The sequence below is a fragment of the Mycobacterium sp. genome (assembly GCF_035633495.1).
Classification (GTDB): domain Bacteria; phylum Actinomycetota; class Actinomycetes; order Mycobacteriales; family Mycobacteriaceae; genus Mycobacterium.
The window spans coordinates 20,912-39,397 of the sequence record NZ_DASQEU010000059.1 but is presented as its reverse complement, the minus strand read 5'-3'; the positions used below and the strand labels follow the sequence as shown (position 1 = coordinate 39,397).

Here is an 18,486-nt window from a genome sequence, read left to right as displayed (position 1 = left end):
TTTGAAAGGTTCGTCATGATCGTTCTCGGGATCGTCCTCATCCTGCTGGGGTTCTTCTTGCCCAGCCTCGTCCCCACCTTCGCCTTCGCCCACCTCGTCCTGGTGATCGGGGTCATCCTCCTCGTCGTCGGCGTGGTCATGGCGATCTTGGGTTCCACGGGCCGCGCCGTCGGCGGCCGACGCCACTACTACTGAGCGCCAAGCGATTCCGGGTCGAGCACATAGGAAGAGGAGGAGATCGAATGCCTGTCTGGGTATGGATTGTGATCGTGGCGATGGTCGTGGTCGCCGTGGTGGTGCTGGTCGCCGCCCTCATGGTGGGCCGTCGCAAGAGGAGGAGCCGACTCAAGGAGCGGTTCGGACCAGAATATGAACGCACCGTGGCGGCGACCGGTGAGCAAGGGGCGGCCGAAAGAGAGCTCGCAGAGCGCGAGCGAAAGCGCGACAAGCTCGAAATCGTTCCGCTGACACACGCCGCATTGCAGGGGTACGCCGGTCAATGGCAGACCGTGCAGACCGCGTTCGTCGACGACCCCTCGAGCGCAGTCGTTGACGCGGACGAACTCGTGACGGAGGTCATGCGCGAGCGCGGCTGCCCGGTCGACGACTTCGAGCAGCGGGCCGCCGACATCTCGGTCGATCATCCGACGGTCGTCGAGAACTACCGTGCCGCTCATGCCATTCATCTCGCGCAGCGGCGCGGCGCTCTCGCCTCGAACAACAGTGGGTTTGTGGCGAAGAAGCCAGCACCGAGGACCTCCGTATTGCACTCAAGAGGTACCGCGGATTCCTCGACCGACTGCTCGCCTTGTAACGACGAGTGGCGCCCACGGGCGGCAGCCGAGCTGGCGCCGCCCGTGGTCGACGGCGGGTTGCGGTGGATCAGCACACCTGCACGCGGGGCCTGCCGCGGCGCAGCGGTGCGACCATGGACCCATGACCGCAACGCTCGTCGCGAAGAACGTGGCCGGCGGATTCGCCCATCGCACCCTCTTCGAGGGGCTCGACGTGACGGTGGCCCCAGGCGATGTGGTCGGAGTCGTCGGTGCCAACGGCGCCGGCAAGAGCACACTCCTGCGGATCCTGGCCGGAGATCTGGAGCCGCTCGACGGTTCGGTCGACGTGGCGCCGGCCGACGCGTTCGTCGGGTGGCTCCCGCAGGAGCACGAGCGGGTACCCGGCGAAACCGTCGCCACCTACATCGCGCGTCGTGCGGGATGCACCGAAGCGACGCAGGCCATGGAAGCAGCGGCCGCCGCGTTGGCAGACCCGGGTCAGGGTCCCGCGGATGTGGATCCGGCCGACGCCTACTCTGCTGCGCTGGACCACTGGCTCGCTACTGGGGCGGCGGACCTCGACGAACGGTTGTCGGCGGTGCTGGCCGACCTCGGGCTCGATTCCGAAGCGTTACAGCCGGAGTCGACCCCGATGACTGCGTTGTCGGGTGGGCAGGCAGCGCGGGTGGGATTGGCGGCGCTGATGGTGTCGCGGTTCGACATCGTCTTGCTCGACGAGCCGACCAACGATCTCGACCTCGACGGACTTGCGCGGCTGGAGCACTTCGTCCACGATCTTCGCGGTGGTGTGGTGCTGGTGAGTCACGATCGGGAGTTCCTCGCCCGCAGCGTGACGCGCGTCCTCGAACTGGACCTGGCCCAGAACACCACCACCGTCTTCGGTGGCGGGTACCTGAGCTATCTGGAAGAGCGCGAGGTTGGTCGCAGACACCGGCGCGAACACTACGAGGAGTTCGCCGAGAAGAAGGCCGACCTCGTGGCACGCGCGCGCATTCAGCGGGAATGGTCGAGCCAAGGTGTCCGCAACGCGATGCGCAAGGCTCCCGACAACGACAAGATCCGGCGACGCGCAGCGACCGAATCCAGCGAGAAGCAGGCGCAGAAGGTGCGCCAGATGGAAAGCCGGATCGCTCGCCTCGAGGAAGTTGCCGAACCCCGTAAGGAATGGACGCTCGAGTTCACCATCGGAGCCGCGCCTCGGTCGAGCTCGGTCGTGGCCACACTCGACAACGCCGTTGTGCGGCAGGGCGCATTCGTCCTGGGGCCGGTGTCCTTACAGGTCGATGCCGGCGAGCGAATCGGCATCACCGGGCCCAACGGGGCAGGAAAATCGACGTTGCTGCGACTACTCCTTGGTCGCCTGCGGCCCGATCAGGGCCGTGCGAGTCTGGGCGCCAACGTCGCCATCGGCGAGATCGACCAGGTCCGCGTTGTCTTTTCTGGTCCTGGGCGACTCGTCGATCGCTTCGAGCAGCGTGTGCCGTCCTGGTCCACCGCCGATGTGCGAACCCTGCTGGCCAAGTTCGGGCTGCGCGCCGACCACGTGGAACGCGCGGTCGACGAGCTCTCGCCCGGTGAGCGAACCCGCGCCGGCCTTGCCTTGCTGCAGGCTCGAGGCACGAACGTACTCGTTCTCGATGAGCCGACGAACCATCTCGACCTCGCCGCCATCGAACAGCTCGAAGAGGCGCTCGAAAGCTATGACGGTGCGCTGTTGCTCGTGACACATGACCGCCGGATGTTGCAGAACGTTCGGTTGGATCGCTCCTGGGTGGTCGACAACGGGCGTGTCGTAGACCTGTAGTCGAAGAGCCGCCGATCCCTTGCCGTAGCCGAAACGTGACGAAGGCTTGACCGAATTGCCCACGCGTGCTTGCAGGTTCGGTCTCGATGAGCCGGTACCGTGACAACGGTTAATGATGAGATGGTCAAATGCAATGGGATCGGTTGATGCGAGCGGTCATTCAGTTCGTTCTAGCGGTGAGCTTGGTTGCCACGGGTGTGGCCGGGAGTACGGCCGACGTCGACACGACGGCGGTCAGCCTCCCGCTTGGTTCGGCCATCAAGTCGATCTTGCCGACGCCTGGCGCGATAGTGGGGGTGGCGCACCCCGTGGTGGTGACCTTCAACGAGCCCATCTCCAACCGGGCAGCCGCCGAGCGCGCCATTGATGTCAAGTCCACCACGGGCATGACCGGCAGATTCGAGTGGCTCGACAGCAAGGTCGTGCAGTGGGTTCCCGACCGATACTGGCCGGCACACAGCACGATCAAACTGTCGGTGGGCAGCAGGTCAACGGAGTTCAATACAGGGCCGGCTGTCGTCGGCATCGCCGACATCTCTGAGCACACGTTCACCGTGACGGTCGACGGTGTTGCGACCGGCCCTGCGCCGCACCACCTTCCGCACGCGGGCGAGCAGGGGGTCCTGCTGGCCTCAATGGGTCGGCCGGAGTACCCATCACCTGTCGACACCTACACGGTCCTCTCGAAGGATCGCGACGTGATCATGGATTCCAGTAGCGTCGGCATACCCATCACCGATCCCGACGGTTATCTGCTCACGGTGGACTACGCCGTCCGCATCAGCAGCCGAGGTCTCTACGTCCACTCAGCTCCGTGGGCTGTCAATGCAATGGGTTTCGAGAATGTCAGCCACGGCTGCATCAGCCTGAGCCCAGCCACCGCAGAGTGGTACTTCAACACGGTCGACGTCGGCGACCCCGTCATCGTGCAGGAATAGCCTGCGGCGACTGTCAATTGGTGGGTTGGTGATCTGAGATCGTCACCTGCAGCCCACACTGACCGGTTCGACTGCGCTTTGACCGGCGACGCCGCGCAACCCACCGAGACATTTCCGTCGCATGCCGCTGCGGAGGATTCCGACGCAGCGCCGGGGAAGTCTCCGCATTGACGCCAAGGCCCATTCGAGCGGCCTGTCAGGCTGCCCTGACCCCGATGGCGGGTATGCGAGTCAGCCCTCACGTGGTTTCCGTTGATGAGAAGCCCTCTGCAAGAGGCTTTTTAAGCATCATGGGTCCACTCGTACGTCCGCGCATGCGCCCAACGTAGGTGGGGAAGTGGCGTCAGATACTCACTTCGCCCGTAGGCGGCCGGCCACCAACGAGCGACGAGCGTCGCAGCGTTTCGGCGGCATACGGTCGACACCCAGCAATGCGGCTGCAGCCAATCACCGCTTCGAGTGTCGAAACCGTAAGAATAGCCCCTGCTCGACGGCCCGGCTGGATGTGTACAGGCTGAATATCACTGGGGCTGAAAAAAGTTTATCAAAATTCCGGGCGCCGACGGCACGCATGTTTACGGTCCCGCTCGACGTTCGCGTTCACCAAGCGTGCAGTCGGCGGAGATGCGGGTCCCGGTGGAAGCTCCGACGACGGCGGCTATCCGCTGCCGGCGGGTTAGCCCCTCGGGCCGGGCAAGAGCGGCACTCCGGGAGCAAGGCCGTCGCCAGTAGGCGGCTTACTGGTCGCCGTGCCCTTATCCTTTGCCAGGCCGCCCATTTCAGTGAGTGGAGCCATGGCTAGCCCGGGCGCTGCCGCCGGGGCACCGGCTGCCACGGCGATGGGTGCGCCGACGGGGATGGGTGCGCCGACGGGGATGGGTGCGCCGACGGGGATGGGTGCGCCGACGGGGATGGGTGCGCCGACCGGCACGGGTCCGGGCAGGACGGCGGGCACGACCCCCGCGGACTGGACTGCAGCAGCGCTGCAAGGCGCCGCCGCGGCCCCGCCAGCGGCCACCGGCGTTGCCCCGCCCGCGGCCACCGGCGTTGCCCCGCCCGCGGCCGGCGCTCCCCCGCCAACGGCCACCGGCGCTCCCCCGCCAGCGACCCCCGGCGCGATGTCACCGGCCTGGTTCTCAAGGCAATTGGACCCGCCCGTAAGCAGCGGCACGGCTGCTGCGTGCGGGCTCAAGGCCACGGCGGCCGCGCACAGTCCTGCGCTGGCGACTATCTTGATAGCGAATCGATCAAAGATAATCGTCACCATCGACCTCCTCATTTGTGCTCGTGAATGACACTCATGCAATTCTTCAGTCAAACCGTATAGCAGCACCGAAATGGTGTCTAGGCAAGACATGAGTTAATTGTCGCGGTCGCAGGTAAATGAGCTGTACTGTGACCTCTCCGTTTCCAGCCGGTGACAATGAGCCCGCGGCGACAACATATTTCAGCAGTTCGGAGCCACGTATCCGAGAACGGTCGCGCACCTCGTGGCGAGATCATTTCTTTACCGGATTGAATTCACTTTGAGCTTTTCGCGAGGCTAAGCAATGGCCCAAGGGGAGACGCTAGCCCGCAGCTAGTTGAGCAATTTGCACTTCGGTTACGAGCTTCGAGTCGAGGCTCCGCGCAATGTCGAATTTGGTGAGTCCGACTTGTTTCCGCGGATCGGCGACCCCATAGGGCGGGGCATGTCTAGCCGCATTCCTCGGTGAACACGCTGCGATTTCTCGCCGGCGCGATGTCCCGATCAGGCGGTCATGAGGTGGTCGGACCCGCCGACGTAGACGATTCCCTGCGGGTTCTGGGTGTTGGTAGCGCCGACGATGACCTCGGCGAACTCTTTGGCCAGCGGCAGCGTGCCCCGGGCGAGGCGAGCCTTCGCTTCGTTCGGGCCACGTCGTTGCAGAGGCGAACACGGAACGCATTGTGTAGAGAGCGGTTTCAGGCGACCGACCCCTCGGGTTCGGTCCATCGTTGATGAGTCGTCACCCCAGCCCACGGCCCGGCCGCGACTGTCGCCATGGCTGGAACCAGGCAACCCGCCCGCGAGCGACTCCTGCGCGCGGCGGACGAACTCTTCTACGCCCAGGGCATCACCGGCACCGGAGTCGATGCCGTCATCGCCAAGGCCGGGTCGCCACGGGTTCGCTCTACAAGAACTTCAGCGGCAAGGCCGATCTGGTGGCCGCCTACCTTGCCGACCGCGACCAGCGTTCCCGCGTCGTCTGGGAGCCGTACATCAAGTCCGAAACGGATTCTCGCGCCAGGATTCTCGGGATCTTCGACGCGCACGACGCGTGGACACGCGATACCGGTTCGCGACGCGGCTGCGCCCACGTCGCGGCGGCGACCCAACTGCCACGGGACCACCTCGGGGTCGCCGTCGCCGTCGATCACAAGCAACGTGTGACCGCCCGCCCTGCCGAACTGGCCGTCGCGGCAGGCGTCGGCGAGCCCGACCGCCTCGTGGCGGACCTCGCCTTGGTCTACGACGGCATGCTCAGCGCTCAAGCGATTGGCATCGACCCCGACCCCGTGGCACGTGCCCGAGGGTTGGCCGAGCGCCTGATCGACCTTCGATGCCCGGTCTACTTGCGGGTCACTCCAATACGAAGACGGGGATCAAGCGATCGGTCTTGGTCTGGTAATCGGCATACGGCGGGTAGGCCTCCACCGCAAGCTTCCACCAGTGTTCGCGCTCGGCGCCATCGATCTCACGGGCAGTCAGGGTGGTCGTCGTGTCGCCATCCTGCACGGTGACGGTGGGGTTGGCCTTGACGTTGAAGTACCACGACGGGTGCTTGGGGTCGCCGCCCTTGGAGGCGACCATGGCGTACCGGCCGTCTTCCTCGACGCGCATCAGCGGCACGTAGCGCTTCTTGCCCGACTTCACTCCCGTGGTCGTGAACAGGACGATGGGCCGGTCCAGCACCTCGACGCCGTCAGTGGTGCCCTGCGCCAGAATGCGCTCGGTCTGTTCGCGTACCCAGTCAGTGGGGCTCAATTCGGCGTGCTCAGTCATGTGCGGGCCAACAACGCGGGCGGCGGTTGTATTCCGAACTTGCCAGCAGTTGCTCCTAGGTGTCGTCGCCCTCGTCTTCTTCGGCCGTGCTGCTGCTGGGCAGCGCCTCGGCGCCAGGGGTAGCCGGGGTGGTCAAGATTTCGTCGACTTCGGTCGTGGGCTCCGAAGATGTCATTGCCTGCTCTTCTGGTAGTCATGGTCGCCGTGACATTTGAATGGGAATTTGTAACGGCGTCCTGCTGTCCTACCCTCGCATTGGCCGACGAAACCGCTTCGACCGACGCGCACCAGCTAGGTTTGGAAACCATGGCCCTGTCACCAGACATCGTCGGCATGACGTACCTGTATCCCGATCACTATGAGGTCGGTCGGGAAGCGGTCCGTCAGTACGCCAACGCGGTGAAGAACGAGGACGCCGCCTACTCCGACGAGGATGCCGCCCAGGCGCTGGGCCATGACGCGATTCTGGCTCCGCTGACGTTCATCTGCGTATTCGGATACCAGGCCCAGATGGCATTCTTCGATCACGCCAACATCCCGATCTTCGACGAGAAGCTCATCCAAGCCGAGCAAGGTCTGAAGATTCTCCAACCGATCAAGGCCGGCGACAAGCTGTACTGCCACATCCGGATCGACTCACTTCGAAGGGCCTTCGGGGCGGACGTCCTCACCCTCAGGAGTCGTATCACCAACCAGCACGGTGAAATCGTGCAGGAGGACTACACGACGCTCGCGGGACGCAGTGAACCAGACCAAGGCTTCGAAACCGCTTGATGCGGCGGGGATTCGACGCGCTTCACCGCTCGGCGTCCCTGGCGACGCGATTGGTGTGCTGCACCCCCGCGTAGCCGCGCATCCTGCGAGCTGCCTCGGCCGCGAGGATCTGCTGGTAGCGCTGAACGAGCTGGTCCCGCGTCAGGCCGAACTCGGGTAGCGCTCGTCGGCAGGCGGTCCTCCGTAGGGCGTCCATTTAGGCGTGGTCGGCGGAGTTCGGCGCCGAAGCGGTGGGACGCGACGGGAGGCCGAGGCGTCGACGTCGTCTTGGTGATAGCAGGCACCGACGCCGCGATCACGACGGCCCTCGCCGCATGCCGGCCGGGCGGTCGGGTGGCATTTGGCGGGGATTCCCTCGGAGGACAGGTCGTCGTTCCCGGTGGCCTCGGCTCGCCGCAAGGGTCTGAGGTTCGCGATGGTGCGGCGGATGAACGACACCTATCCTCACGCAATCGCGGTGGCCGCCGGGGGTGTCGACCTGGACCTCCTCGTCCCCGACCGATACCCACTCCTTTAGGCGGACAAAGCATTCAGGGCGGCTGCCGAGCGTCGCGGTGACAAGGTCGTGGTCGCCGTGTTCACGAGCTGACTCGGTTCGTCGGCGTCGCGCCGGCCGTCAGTAGAGGTGTAGGGCGGCGGCGGAACCATCGATCGCACGCATCCGATCGCGGGCCCTCTCGCCAAGTGCGGCAAGCACTCCCGTGACCAAGAGCTCGGCGACCGCCATCGTCCCTGACCGTCGTCATCTTCGTAATCCTCGGCAATCCCTCGGCGGGTGGCGCGTATCAGCCCGGTCTGCTGTCACCGTTCTGGCGTGCGATCAGCAGCGCGTCACCCAACGGTGCCGGTACCGACGCGATCCGACGCATCGTCTACTTCGACGGTCACGGTGCCGGCCAGTCGGTGCTCGTGCTGGCGGGCCGCCGCTTGACAGTCGTTGGCGGGCCTAGCTCGCGTCGCGGGTTCTCGCTGCTCGAAAGGCGGCCGTGATCTCCGCGACTCTCGGGTCGTCCCGCAGCTGCTCCAGGGTCTCCGGCAACGGGAGCCGCCAGTTGGGATACTCATCAACCGTTCCAGGCAGATTGGGCTGGCGCGGCTCGGCGATCACGTCGTAGGGCGAGATCAGCTTGAGGTGGCTCGGCGTCGATGCGAGGAATCGGTGCATCGCGGCGATGATCGCCGGGTCGTCCAGGGACGAGGTGCCGTCGTCGGCAGGCAACAGGCCCTCGGACCGCAGCAGCGCCAGCCATTCGGCTCTTTCCCGATCGGCGTTCGCCTTCTCGGCCGGCACGTCGTCGAGCAGACCGAGATCCGCGCGCGCCCGCACGTGTTCTCCACGCAGGAATCCCGCCGCAGTGGGAAGGTCGTGCGTCGAGAGGCTGGCGGCCGCCCGCGACGGCCACGCCGCCGGCCTGAGGAGCGGCTGCCCGGGCGCCGATTCGTCGCGGGTGAACCAGGACACCGCGCACACGAGCATGCCGTAGTCGGCCAGCGCTTCGGTGACCTTAGGCTCGACGGTGCCCAGGTCCTCACCGACCACCGTGGCCCGGGCCCGGTGTGCTTCCAGCGCGAGCACGGCGAGCATGACGTCGGCGTCGTAGTGCACGTAGGTGCCGCGGTCCGGACCGTCGCCGGGCGGAATCCACCACAGTCGCCAAAGACCAGCGACGTGGTCGATCCGCAGACCGTCGGCATGGGCCAGCACGGCGCGCAGCATGTCGCGCAACGCGCCGTATCCGTTGGCCGCGAGGCGATCTGGTCGCCACGGGGGCAGCCCCCAGTCCTGGCCTCGAGGCGTGAAGTTGTCCGGCGGCGCGCCGATGCTGACGCCGGTGGCGAGAACGTCGGCCAGCGCCCACGCGTCGGCACCGTCCGCGTCGACCCCCACCGCGAGGTCGTGCAATACGCCCAAGCCCATGCCGCTTTCTCGGGCGGCGTCCCGCACGGCGTTCAGCTGCTCGACGCACCGCTGCTGCACCCAGGCGTGAAAGGCCAACCTCGGCGCCAGCTCCTGGCGTGCGGACGCCACCGCCGGCGCGGCGACATCACGTAGCGGCTCTGGCCACCGGCTCCACCGGCCACGGTGCCGCTCGGCCAGCGCGCAATAGGTGGCCCAGTCGCGGAGTCCCTCGGACACGGACGGTCCGTCCAGCGGATCCGGCCGCCCCTCGGCGTGCCAAAGCAACTCCAGCGCAGCGCGTTTGGCCGCCCACATGAGGTCGTGATCGATCCTCTCGGTGCTCGGCGAGACGCGCAGCGCGTCCACCTCCGCACGCGTGTCCGGATCGGTTCGACGGTAGGAGTCGATGTCCTCGATGCGCAGCGCGAGCGGGTTGGCGAACCGTCTACTGGACGGTGTGTAGGGCGACGGCTGCACCGGATGCGTCGGGCCGGGCGCGTGGAGTGGGTTGAGAAGCACCGCGCCCGAATCGTGTTCGCTTGCAGTCCAGTTGACGAACTCGCGCAGGTCACCCAGATCGCCGATGCCCCAGGACCGAGCCGAGCGCAGCGCATAGAGCTGCAGCATCCATCCCCAGGTCGCCGGTGCCTGAGGGGCTTTCGGCGGGGCCGCCACGAGGGTGGCCTCCTGGCCGTCGCCAGTCTGCACGCGGTACCAGCCCGGAGATAGGTCGCCGGGAAGCTCGTCGCGAACATCGATGCGCCGGGCATCGGCTGGGGGCGCCCGTCGACACGCACGGCCACCGTGGGAGCCAGTACCCCCTCGCGGTCGAGCTCGGCCAGTCGGGACAACTCGCGGCGTCGGTCCAACTCCGTGCCTGCCTCTACGTCGAGTAACCCGAGCACTCGGACGACGACGTCGGCGCCGACCTCCACCGGCTCGCGTCGCTCGCTGCGGTAGGAGGTGGCCACGCCATGAGCGGCAGCAAGGCGGCGCAGGTCCTCGGGCACCGGTCTTGGTTCGACGGTCACCGCGAGCCGCCGATGCAGGTCACGGAGGTGTGGCGGGGGTGCTGTGGAGTATGCACCGCGGTGCTATACCCGGGCGGAGGGTGCTTACACCGACGCGCCCCGACGTCGCACTCGACTCGGGCCCCGCCAAAGCGCGTTTTGTTGATCTGCGGACGGGTATGGCATCTCGATGACGTCGCTATGGCTAGCTGATCGGGTCGTTACTCCCATGTTGTCGCGCATCGGCGTGCCCGGAAGACCGTCGGCCGACGTGGTGGTGGTGGGAGCGGGCATCACGGGTCTCATCACCGCGGTGCTGCTAGCCAGGGCGGGCAAGGACGTGCTGGTCCTGGAGGGGCGGACGGTCGGGGCGTGCGCGACGGGAAACACGACGGGCAAGATCAGCCTGCTCCAAGGCAGCAAGCTGTCCAAGATCGCCGCCAAGCACGGATCCAAGATCGCCGCGCAATACGTCGAAGGCAATCGGGAAGGTCAAGCATGGCTGCTTCGCCACTGCGAAAGTCACGGCATCGCCGTACAACACGAGGACGCCTACACCTATGCGCAGTCCGAGGACGGGATCCCGACGGCGCGCGAGGAGCTGGCTGCCGCGAGGTCTGCGGGCCTGGACGCCGAATGGGTCGATGACGCGGGTACACCGTTTCCCTACCGCGGCGGTGTGCGGCTGCGCGACCAGGCCCAGTTCGACCCGATGTCGTTGCTGGACAGCCTCGTTGCCGAACTGGAACAGCACGGCGGGCGGCTCACGCAGGGAGCGCGGGTGCGTCGCGTCTCTGGTCTCGGGACCAATCTGAGACTTCACGTAGAAACTTCCGATGCCGACGAAACCGTCGTCCGCACCGATCGGCTCGTCCTGGCGACGGGGACGCCGATCCTGGACCGCGGGGGATTCTTCGCCCGTCTGAAGGCGCAGCGGTCCTACTGCATGGCGTTCACGGTTCCGGGGAACATCACTCGCGGAATGTTCCTGGCTGCCGACTCACCCTCGAGGTCCGTGCGCTATGCCCCGACCGGGGACGGCGAGGTGCTCATCGTCGGCGGAGCCGGCCACCCCGTCGGTAGGGAGAAGGCACCGTCGGAAGCACTCGACGAGTTGGCCGCGTGGACCACGAAGCACTTCCCGGGAGCGGTTCGGACCCACTTCTGGTCGGCTCAGGACTACTCGCCCGTCGACGAGCTGCCGTATGTGGGCCCGATCCTGCCCCGCCTCGACAGCATTTGTGTGGCAACGGGTTTCGACAAGTGGGGGATGACCAATGGGCCAGCCGCCGCACTGGCGCTGTCCAGCCGAATCCTTGGTGGTCGAATGGATTGGTCCAGCGCCTTTGCCAGCTGGAGTCCGCACGAGCTAGCCGGCGTCACCACGATGGCGCAAGCCAACCTCGAAGTCGGTTTCAATCTTGCGAAGGGATGGGTGACCCCGATCGCTGCCTCCTTCGATGAACCTCCAGCCGAGGGCGGGGTGGTCAGCGGCCCGCCCTGGCACCTGCAAGCACGAAGCACGGTCGACGGGGTCGAGCGTGTCGTGTCGCCGGTGTGCCCGCACCTCGGTGGCATCGTCAACTGGAACGACGCCGACAAGGCGTGGGAATGCCCACTGCACGGCTCGCGTTTCGCCCCGGACGGGACTCGGCTGGAAGGCCCGGCGACCGACGACCTCACGCCGTCCGGCGCCGTGTGAGGGGCATGGTGGTCGATTCATTCAACGGGAAAGAAAACTGGACGGATGACACCGCCCTCACCTTCACTGCAGGCGGGGTTGGTCTTCTCTGCGACATGGCAGTTCACGCGACCAAGGTCGACGGTGGTGCGCTCGCCATTCTGAATACACCCTCGAAGAGTCGCGAGCTGTTGCACACCACCGACGCCGTGGCGGAACGCCTCGACGAGTTGCAGTTCCTCGTCGGTGAGGGCCTGGTCGCATGTCGCAGTGGCCGCCCCGCCACTGCCGCCGACCTCACCAGTCACGACAGCCTCGAGCGCTGGCCCGCCTTCGCCCAGGAGGCGGGTGCTGCCGGTGTCGACGCGGTCTTCGCGTACCCGGTGGAGGATGGTTCGACCCCGTTGGGCGTGCTGGACCTGTACCGCCATATGCGGGGTGCGCTCAAGGCCAACGATCACGACGCCGCCCGGCAGTACGCGGAAGCAATCGGCACCGTGCTGCACGCAGCTGCGGAAGAGCTCTCCGTGCGCATCGGCGATGTGGCGGCCGACCACCTCGCCCGCCTGGCGGGGTCGTCGCCGCTCGGTCGATCGCAAGTGCACGTGGCGGAGGGGATGGTGGCCGAGCAGCTCGGTGAATCTGTCAACGAGGCCATCGACAGGGTGCGCGCATTCACCTTCGCATCCGGGCAGCGACTCAACGAAGTCACCGAAGACATTGTCGCGCAACGCGTCTTGCTCTCCGGCGGGCTGGAGGAATGAGGTGACCAACGCCGGGCGGATCGAGGCGGTTTCGTCCGCCGTGCCGCGGGTAGGAGCCGGGCGCGCGTAACGACGACGTGGCGGCTGATTCGCTCAGGCAGCTCGGCGGGCGTAGAGCAGGCCCGCCACCGTCGCTCGAGCGACGAACCCAAGACTGACACCGCCGCGGTGGACGCGTACGGCAACGCTCGCGGCCGAGTCGGCGTGCATACGAGTCGCCACACGCTTCGACGGCGGTGTCAGCTCGAGGGTTAGAACGTCATGTCTCCAGTGACCGGGACCGCGCGGACCGCCTTGTCGTGCATGACCGTCATGCGCGTGTCGGGCGACATCGGTGGTGCGGGCACCATGTTGCGTTCGAGTCGCATCTGCCGGACCGTGTCTTGGAACTGCTGCTGATCGGCGGCGATCTGGTCGGTGACCTTGTGGTCACCCGGTGCACTATTGTTCATCACCCCGACGGTGGGGTGGCCTGGACGCACCACCCACGATGCACGGGCATCACCAAGATCGGCCGTGTACAGGCCGGCTGGCGCCACCACCGGTTCCGCGGCGAACCTGTGAGGTGCCGCACCGACTTCGTTCATGGCCAGTGTGCCGTTGACTCGATTGCCGTCGAACGACGCAGTCAGGTTGTCGTGAAACATCGACTTCAGACTCATGACGCCGTCCTTCTGCGTGCCGAAGAACCAGGCATCGTCATCGACGCCGTTGGTCTGATAGGCCGCCACCTCGCCACCGGTGACGGTGATCGCCAATGTCACCGCCTTGCCGTCAGCGCCTGGCATGTCCGCGACGTAGGTTGCCGCCGCGGGCATGGCCGGTGCTGCGGTCGTCGCCGATGGGCCCACGCCATTCGAGCACGCGGTCGCCGCGCCGATCGCTGCGGTCACGCTCACCGCTAGCAGCCAGGCGCCAGGACCGCGTTTCGACAAGGCCGACCGACGGAATCTAGCAACCATCGGGGCACGCCACGTCTACGTAGGCGGTGAGACTGGTGCCGCTCGACGGGTCCTTCTGCACGTTGGTCACCGTGCACGCGGTGAGCGGAGCGGTCGGCGTTCCGTTCAGTTGCACGATGTAACCTTCGCTACTCAACCCGTTGATGGTGGCGTCAGCCCCGCCGGCGGCCGACGCCGCCCCGGCGAATCCGAGCGCGGCGCCCGCCATGGCGCCTGCGGCGGCGATTGTGACGACGAACTTTCTCATTACCCGATCCCTTCGTTGGGCGCCCGGATGTTTCGCGCGCTCTGATACGTAGTGCCGGCACGCTCGCTCGCGTTACGCGTGAATCGCTCGCCGACCCATCGACGTGGCTCAGGTGACGTCTGCCGCCATCGCCACCGGTGCACGGCCAACCCCTCAACGGAATGAGCCTCGCTAGCGAGATCAATCGGACAACGTGTTCCCGCAACGTGAAGGGCCTGGCGCAAGTGGTTGAACGCAAAGGTACCGGCCGGTACAGGGGTCGAGAGTGAGCAGAGAGTGTACGGGTCAGTACACCTGTGGTGAATTGGGTCGGCCGCATCGCGACGGCATCACCCCGGCCCATCGCCGGGTGCGGGTTTGCACTACTGCTGGAGGAGGACTCTTTGCGCGTTCTCCGACAGCGATGCGATTGCCCGTGGTGCCGATCGTCAGCTCCGCCAACAGATTCCGGGCGCTCACGGTGTCACTCCGGTGACGATCACCGAGGCAGGACACTTCCTCCAAGAAGACCGAGGTCCGGAACTGGCTCGCGCCGTCGTCGACTTCGTCGCCGCAACGCCTTCCGCGTAGTCCCGACGGGCGCCAAAGCGGCCTTTGTAACGGACCACCCGTACTGGAACACCAACCGAAGAGACGAACACCTCGTCGTTCTGACATCTCCTCGAGAGGACCGGTTGACATCATGGGTGACACCCTTCGCGACCCGATCGACCACTACCGCACCACACTGCCGCACGCTGGCGCGACGTTGAAGGACTCGTTGATGCTTCCCGGGGTGATGCTCCTGGTGCTCAGCGTGACGGGACTCGCTCTTGGCGTCGCCTCTGCCGGATACATGCGTCCGCAGTGGGCCGCGCTGATCGCGCTCGCCGCCGCAGGGGTCGGTGCCGTCGGCGTCGTGCTGCTGGCCGTCGAGCGACGGCGGGTACAGCGCATCGACTCACAGTGGCAACACGACGAACTGCGCCGCTCGACGACTAGTCGTGCGCGCTGACCCCGGCGCGGTCATTGGCCGCTGCAGGTTCGTGTCACCGGCAACCGGTTCGTGAATCGGTACTCGCCCCGCAACCAAAGGGATCGCCCATATGCCTCACCATCAGGACATCTCGTGCCGAATGCTTACCGAGCTGGCACCGGGTTACAGCGATGCGGATCTGAACGTCGCCGCGGCCGCCGCCGTAAGGGATCACGTCGCATGCTGTGCCGGTTGCCGAAGCTATCTCGCGCAATTGCACACGACCAGAAAGATCTTGAGCAGGATGAGCAACGAGCCCCTGGATCCGCGATACCGTGAGCGACTGTTCGCCGCCTTCCTACGGTCGAGATGATCTGCCAGCCGCGACGTTGCCTAGGGGCGTGTGATCAGCGCGCAGTCATCGCCACGTGCGAAATGCGGCCAGCAGCCGGTCGCGAACTTCCGGACTGAGTGCGGCTGTTCCGCTGCGGCCCATCATGTCGACGGTGACCTGGAACTGCTGCAGGTAATCGGTGCAGCCATCGCACTCGGAGAGGTGTTCGTCGAAGCGGGCCCGGGCCGTTGGGTCCATGGCGTGCTCAAGGTACGCGGTGACGAGTTCCACGAAATCCTCGCACGCCATCGGTCCGTCGGTCATCGGCCCTCCTCCTGAAGGTATGACTCTAGCGCCGCACGGACCATGGCACGGCCACGGTGCAGCAGCACGCGTTGGTTACCGACGCTGAGGTCCAGCAGCTCGCATACTTCGTCGGAGTCGAAGCCCAGGACGTCGCGCATCGTTACGACGATGCGCTGCCGCTCGGGCAGTCGATCGATCTCCCGTTGCGCCACGGCGACCATTTCCGCACCCAGCACCGAGCCCTCGGGCGTATCGGGGAACGGTGACGGCTCGGCTTCCTCCTTCCAGTGGCCTGGCCACTCGGGGTCGTTCGCCGGCCGGAAGCGGCGCGAGTCAACGGTTTTGGTGGAGGCGGGTGATCCTTCGCTATGGCGCCGCTCGCGACTCCCGCGGTTCTTGGCGATGTTCACCAGCACCGCGAACAGCCATGTCCGCACCGAGGAGCGGCCCTCGAACTTGGCGATCCCGGCGAGTAACGCGATCCACGTTTCCTGTACGACGTCCTCGGCGACTTCACGACTGGGCACGTATCCGCGTGCGACCCGCAGCATCGAGGCCGCGTACTGGTCCACCAGACGGGCGAAGGCCCGCTCGTCGCCGGCTCGTAGAGATGCGACCAGCATGGCCTCGTCGTCAGCGGTCTCGGACATCGGCCCGTAGTGTAGCCGCCTGAGGTTCACAAATGGTGAACGGCGCCGACCGGGCGAAGTCGCTGTACCGTGTAGTCCACTGCAGGCATGTACTCCGATTGCACGTTCACCGCTGAACCGTCGGGCGCACTCGGCGTGGTACGGGAGGCATGCGGTGTAGGCCCCCGAGGTGCGCGGCACGTAATCGATTGGTCCACAACACTTGCAGTGGTCGGTGATCGGACTGCGGCTTGTCCGCAGGGCCACCCGGCGAAAACGCTGAGGCCAAGTTCCGGCGGTCAGTGTGACACCTGAGTGCTGGCGCGGGCCTGCAACGCGTCTCCGAGCGTCCACACCGCGGCGCCCAGCAGAACGATGTCCTTGATCAAGAACCCGCCGGTCTCGGTGAGGACGGGAAGCCCCAGCGATGAAGGAGCGACGATCCCCGGGGTGGTGAACAAGAAACTGATCGTGGACACGAACAACAGCAACGCGATCCCGCTGCCCAGCGCTGAGGCGGTCGGAGACAACGGACGGACGGCGATCAGGATCGCAGCCGTGATCTCGACCGCGCCCAGCGCGTTGGACAGCGTTTGCACACTGAGAACCTCGTACAGCCAGCTCATCAATGGCTGATGTGTGATCAGGGGCATGATGGCGTTCGCCTCGTCGGAGGTGAACTTCTGTATCCCGATCCACGCCAGCGGGACGACGAGCCCGAAGCGAAGGATGACGGCGCCGATGGCGCTGAGCGCGTGTGCGGTCGGGTTGGTCCGTGTTTCCTCGATGGTCATGGTCTTCCCTTGCGTCCGGTGGTAGTGGGTCGTGCGACGGTGTGGTCCTATCGAATCCTTCTGCGTGGCAACGATTGCGGAAAGTGCTCGCCGACGGCTGCCGTATCCCCTCACGGTCCTTGCGGCTACCGCGCGATCGCGACGCGACGCGACCGCAGCAGCCCGGCGGCCAGCAGTGTGCAGTATGAGTAGGGCAGCACCATCACGGGCTGGCCGGTCTGCAGGAAGTACCGCGTCGCCATCGTCGCGTCGTGTAGCCCGACCCAGAGCAGGCAGAAGGCTAGGAACCACCAAGCCCATCGCTGACCACTTCTCAGCGCGAATCGTGCGACGGTCATCACGGCGATCGCGCCGGCCACGATGTTCACTCCACCGACCGACGCATTGAGCTGTACCCACGCGTCAGCGTCCGAACCGGCCGCCGACAACGTGGCATAGCTGAAGCCCAGGTCCCCGATTCCGGTCCACCACGGCTGGTCGGGCCGCGTGATCGCCGACCAGGTCGTCACGAGGGTGACGAGTCCAGCGGCCAGGGGGGCAAGGCCAGCGAGGAATGCCAGAAGCCAACCCGAGGTGGGCGTCTCCCGTTCATGCGGCACAATGATCGTTGTCGGACCGGTCTTTTCGTCTTCTCGCGGTAGCGTCATCGAGGGCTCCTTCGGGCGGGGCGAGCGGGTCGGCGCATCGACCGATGCTCCGTCCACGCCCGCGTACACACAAGTAGTGACCCGAATCGTTGCAGGCGTTACAGACAACTGCGTGATCGCCGGCATGACGAGATCCATCGATCGCCATGCTTCGTGATGGCGGCCGGGAAGCCGTCGAACCGTAACGCCCGCCTGGCAACCGGCACTACCGGTACATGCAGACAAAGAAGATTGGTGGCATGATCGTTCGCGGCTGGGCCACGTTGCACAGTAATCCCGAAATTGCTTGCTGTGCATCGACGTTCATCTTGTTCGCCGCGACGCTCCACGACCCACCGCATCGTGCCGTCGCGTCGAACCGTCTACGGTGATCGCGCACTGACGTTAATCGCCAGACATTCTTGGGGAGGCAGGGCACGGGTTGGACAGGGCCCTAGACTGCGTAGATAAGCGCATCGAACGAGTCCGAGCCCGGCCAGGTACACATGTACTGCAAAGTGCAATCGGGTGTCACGTCGTGATCTCGTCTCATCCGCAACGCAACTCATCGGCGCGCTCGTACTCACCGCACTGGTTTCGGCACTCGTAGCCCGTCGAGCGTGCGCGATACCTGGCCCACCGATCATGAAGCCCGGTTGGAGGGCAGTCCGCCTTGCGATCTTCCCCGGTACCGGCGGCGTGTAACGCACGAGCCACGTTGCGACACAACACCACAGTTGAACAATCAACATGAAACTAAGGAGACGCCATCATGAAGAATCTCGGACTCACAGGAATCATTGTCAGTGGACTGGCCGCCGCGGTACTCGGTCTGGCCTCCCCCGCCAACGCCGACTATGGACACAACAAATGGATCAACGACATGGGCACCAGTGTGTCGGTACCCCACGTCGACACTTCCGCCCATCACTGACCATCA

General features: G+C 65.8%; 20 protein-coding genes and 1 pseudogene. 8 read left to right on the top strand and 13 right to left on the bottom strand.

Going from position 1 to position 18,486, the window contains the following annotated elements:
- Nucleotides 1–15: 15 nt before the first annotated feature.
- A complete protein-coding gene (locus VET27_RS10185) occupies nucleotides 16–195 on the top strand; it encodes a DUF6131 family protein (protein WP_526517636.1) in 180 nt (59 codons plus the stop codon).
- Here VET27_RS10185 and VET27_RS10180 read toward each other — a convergent pair.
- Complete coding sequence (locus tag VET27_RS10180) at nucleotides 189–677, bottom strand: hypothetical protein (RefSeq protein WP_526517634.1); 489 nt, start codon at nucleotides 675–677, stop codon at nucleotides 189–191. The genes VET27_RS10185 and VET27_RS10180 overlap by 7 nt on opposite strands.
- Before the next feature lie 259 nt (nucleotides 678–936).
- On the opposite strand from VET27_RS10180, the gene VET27_RS10175 reads away from it, so the two are divergent.
- The gene (locus VET27_RS10175) at nucleotides 937–2,601 is read left to right on the top strand and encodes an ABC-F family ATP-binding cassette domain-containing protein (protein ID WP_526517632.1); all 1,665 of its coding nucleotides are present in this window, start codon (nucleotides 937–939) and stop codon (nucleotides 2,599–2,601) included.
- 146 nt (nucleotides 2,602–2,747) lie between these two features.
- Nucleotides 2,748–3,539: a L,D-transpeptidase gene (locus VET27_RS10170; RefSeq protein WP_526517630.1), complete on the top strand. Its 792-nt coding sequence runs from the start codon at nucleotides 2,748–2,750 to the stop codon at nucleotides 3,537–3,539.
- Nucleotides 3,540–4,215: 676 nt separating this feature from the next.
- Here the strand turns inward: VET27_RS10170 and VET27_RS10165 are convergent.
- From VET27_RS10165 to VET27_RS10150, 4 genes are all read right to left on the bottom strand, one after another.
- Nucleotides 4,216–4,806, bottom strand: coding sequence for a hypothetical protein (locus tag VET27_RS10165; protein WP_526517628.1), 591 nt, complete (start codon nucleotides 4,804–4,806; stop codon nucleotides 4,216–4,218).
- A 483-nt stretch (nucleotides 4,807–5,289) separates the two neighbouring features.
- Nucleotides 5,290–5,514, bottom strand: a complete 225-nt coding sequence (locus VET27_RS10160) for a hypothetical protein (RefSeq protein ID WP_526517626.1) — start codon at nucleotides 5,512–5,514, stop codon at nucleotides 5,290–5,292.
- 107 nt (nucleotides 5,515–5,621) lie between these two features.
- The gene (locus VET27_RS10155; protein ID WP_526517624.1) at nucleotides 5,622–6,053 is read right to left on the bottom strand and encodes a hypothetical protein; all 432 of its coding nucleotides are present in this window, start codon (nucleotides 6,051–6,053) and stop codon (nucleotides 5,622–5,624) included.
- Between the two features lie 88 nt (nucleotides 6,054–6,141).
- Nucleotides 6,142–6,564, bottom strand: coding sequence for a nitroreductase family deazaflavin-dependent oxidoreductase (locus VET27_RS10150; RefSeq protein WP_526517622.1), 423 nt, complete (start codon nucleotides 6,562–6,564; stop codon nucleotides 6,142–6,144).
- 306 nt (nucleotides 6,565–6,870) lie between these two features.
- Here VET27_RS10150 and hadA point away from each other — a divergent pair, with 306 nt between their 5' ends.
- Nucleotides 6,871–7,338 (top strand): (3R)-hydroxyacyl-ACP dehydratase subunit HadA, encoded by a 468-nt coding sequence (hadA, locus tag VET27_RS10145; protein WP_526517620.1) that lies wholly within the window; start codon nucleotides 6,871–6,873, stop codon nucleotides 7,336–7,338.
- A 22-nt stretch (nucleotides 7,339–7,360) separates the two neighbouring features.
- On the opposite strand, the gene VET27_RS10140 is transcribed toward hadA, so the two are convergent.
- A complete protein-coding gene (locus tag VET27_RS10140; protein ID WP_526517618.1) occupies nucleotides 7,361–7,534 on the bottom strand; it encodes a hypothetical protein in 174 nt (57 codons plus the stop codon).
- 750 nt (nucleotides 7,535–8,284) lie between these two features.
- Nucleotides 8,285–10,269: pseudogene (gene malQ / locus VET27_RS10135) on the bottom strand (4-alpha-glucanotransferase).
- A gap of 169 nt (nucleotides 10,270–10,438) precedes the next feature.
- Here malQ and VET27_RS10130 point away from each other — a divergent pair.
- Together VET27_RS10130 and VET27_RS10125 are read left to right on the top strand one after the other, a co-directional pair.
- On the top strand, nucleotides 10,439–11,950 hold the full coding sequence (locus VET27_RS10130; protein WP_526517616.1) for an FAD-dependent oxidoreductase: 1,512 nt from the start codon (nucleotides 10,439–10,441) through the stop codon (nucleotides 11,948–11,950).
- Nucleotides 11,951–12,045: 95 nt separating this feature from the next.
- Nucleotides 12,046–12,693: a GAF domain-containing protein gene (locus VET27_RS10125; RefSeq protein ID WP_526517614.1), complete on the top strand. Its 648-nt coding sequence runs from the start codon at nucleotides 12,046–12,048 to the stop codon at nucleotides 12,691–12,693.
- A gap of 251 nt (nucleotides 12,694–12,944) precedes the next feature.
- Here the strand turns inward: VET27_RS10125 and VET27_RS10120 are convergent, their stop codons facing one another.
- Nucleotides 12,945–13,592 (bottom strand): hypothetical protein, encoded by a 648-nt coding sequence (locus VET27_RS10120; RefSeq protein ID WP_526517612.1) that lies wholly within the window; start codon nucleotides 13,590–13,592, stop codon nucleotides 12,945–12,947.
- A gap of 52 nt (nucleotides 13,593–13,644) precedes the next feature.
- The gene (locus tag VET27_RS10115; RefSeq protein WP_526517610.1) at nucleotides 13,645–13,902 is read right to left on the bottom strand and encodes a hypothetical protein; all 258 of its coding nucleotides are present in this window, start codon (nucleotides 13,900–13,902) and stop codon (nucleotides 13,645–13,647) included.
- Between the two features lie 682 nt (nucleotides 13,903–14,584).
- Between VET27_RS10115 and VET27_RS10110 the strand changes: the two genes are divergently transcribed.
- The gene (locus tag VET27_RS10110; RefSeq protein ID WP_526517608.1) at nucleotides 14,585–14,896 is read left to right on the top strand and encodes a protein UsfY; all 312 of its coding nucleotides are present in this window, start codon (nucleotides 14,585–14,587) and stop codon (nucleotides 14,894–14,896) included.
- A gap of 379 nt (nucleotides 14,897–15,275) precedes the next feature.
- Here VET27_RS10110 and VET27_RS10105 read toward each other — a convergent pair whose 3' ends face one another.
- From VET27_RS10105 to VET27_RS10090, 4 genes are all read right to left on the bottom strand, one after another.
- The gene (locus VET27_RS10105; protein WP_526517606.1) at nucleotides 15,276–15,515 is read right to left on the bottom strand and encodes a zf-HC2 domain-containing protein; all 240 of its coding nucleotides are present in this window, start codon (nucleotides 15,513–15,515) and stop codon (nucleotides 15,276–15,278) included.
- Nucleotides 15,512–16,147, bottom strand: a complete 636-nt coding sequence (locus VET27_RS10100; protein ID WP_526517604.1) for an RNA polymerase sigma factor — start codon at nucleotides 16,145–16,147, stop codon at nucleotides 15,512–15,514. Before VET27_RS10100 ends, VET27_RS10105 begins: the two co-directional genes overlap by 4 nt.
- A gap of 278 nt (nucleotides 16,148–16,425) precedes the next feature.
- The gene (locus VET27_RS10095) at nucleotides 16,426–16,920 is read right to left on the bottom strand and encodes a YkgB family protein (protein ID WP_526517602.1); all 495 of its coding nucleotides are present in this window, start codon (nucleotides 16,918–16,920) and stop codon (nucleotides 16,426–16,428) included.
- Nucleotides 16,921–17,045: 125 nt separating this feature from the next.
- Nucleotides 17,046–17,567 (bottom strand): hypothetical protein, encoded by a 522-nt coding sequence (locus VET27_RS10090; protein ID WP_526517600.1) that lies wholly within the window; start codon nucleotides 17,565–17,567, stop codon nucleotides 17,046–17,048.
- A gap of 751 nt (nucleotides 17,568–18,318) precedes the next feature.
- Here VET27_RS10090 and VET27_RS10085 point away from each other — a divergent pair.
- Complete coding sequence (locus VET27_RS10085) at nucleotides 18,319–18,480, top strand: hypothetical protein (protein ID WP_526517598.1); 162 nt, start codon at nucleotides 18,319–18,321, stop codon at nucleotides 18,478–18,480.
- Nucleotides 18,481–18,486: the final 6 nt, after the last annotated feature.

What these genes read in the sequence shown, in the direction of transcription:
- VET27_RS10185 (WP_526517636.1), top strand. Translation starts at nt 16, where the DNA reads ATGATCGTTCTCGGGATCGTCCTCATCCTGCTGGGGTTCTTCTTGCCC.
- VET27_RS10130 (WP_526517616.1), top strand. Translation starts at nt 10,439, where the DNA reads ATGACGTCGCTATGGCTAGCTGATCGGGTCGTTACTCCCATGTTGTCG.
- VET27_RS10150 (WP_526517622.1), bottom strand. Translation starts at nt 6,564, where the DNA reads ATGACTGAGCACGCCGAATTGAGCCCCACTGACTGGGTACGCGAACAG.
- VET27_RS10095 (WP_526517602.1), bottom strand. Translation starts at nt 16,920, where the DNA reads ATGACCATCGAGGAAACACGGACCAACCCGACCGCACACGCGCTCAGC.
- VET27_RS10105 (WP_526517606.1), bottom strand. Translation starts at nt 15,515, where the DNA reads ATGACCGACGGACCGATGGCGTGCGAGGATTTCGTGGAACTCGTCACC.
- VET27_RS10125 (WP_526517614.1), top strand. Translation starts at nt 12,046, where the DNA reads ATGGCAGTTCACGCGACCAAGGTCGACGGTGGTGCGCTCGCCATTCTG.
- hadA (WP_526517620.1), top strand. Translation starts at nt 6,871, where the DNA reads ATGGCCCTGTCACCAGACATCGTCGGCATGACGTACCTGTATCCCGAT.
- VET27_RS10100 (WP_526517604.1), bottom strand. Translation starts at nt 16,147, where the DNA reads ATGTCCGAGACCGCTGACGACGAGGCCATGCTGGTCGCATCTCTACGA.
- VET27_RS10090 (WP_526517600.1), bottom strand. Translation starts at nt 17,567, where the DNA reads ATGACGCTACCGCGAGAAGACGAAAAGACCGGTCCGACAACGATCATT.
- VET27_RS10175 (WP_526517632.1), top strand. Translation starts at nt 937, where the DNA reads ATGACCGCAACGCTCGTCGCGAAGAACGTGGCCGGCGGATTCGCCCAT.
- VET27_RS10085 (WP_526517598.1), top strand. Translation starts at nt 18,319, where the DNA reads ATGAAGAATCTCGGACTCACAGGAATCATTGTCAGTGGACTGGCCGCC.
- VET27_RS10110 (WP_526517608.1), top strand. Translation starts at nt 14,585, where the DNA reads ATGGGTGACACCCTTCGCGACCCGATCGACCACTACCGCACCACACTG.
- VET27_RS10180 (WP_526517634.1), bottom strand. Translation starts at nt 677, where the DNA reads ATGAGCGGCACGGTAGTTCTCGACGACCGTCGGATGATCGACCGAGAT.
- VET27_RS10165 (WP_526517628.1), bottom strand. Translation starts at nt 4,806, where the DNA reads ATGGTGACGATTATCTTTGATCGATTCGCTATCAAGATAGTCGCCAGC.
- VET27_RS10170 (WP_526517630.1), top strand. Translation starts at nt 2,748, where the DNA reads ATGCGAGCGGTCATTCAGTTCGTTCTAGCGGTGAGCTTGGTTGCCACG.
- VET27_RS10140 (WP_526517618.1), bottom strand. Translation starts at nt 7,534, where the DNA reads ATGGACGCCCTACGGAGGACCGCCTGCCGACGAGCGCTACCCGAGTTC.
- VET27_RS10115 (WP_526517610.1), bottom strand. Translation starts at nt 13,902, where the DNA reads ATGAGAAAGTTCGTCGTCACAATCGCCGCCGCAGGCGCCATGGCGGGC.
- VET27_RS10160 (WP_526517626.1), bottom strand. Translation starts at nt 5,514, where the DNA reads ATGGACCGAACCCGAGGGGTCGGTCGCCTGAAACCGCTCTCTACACAA.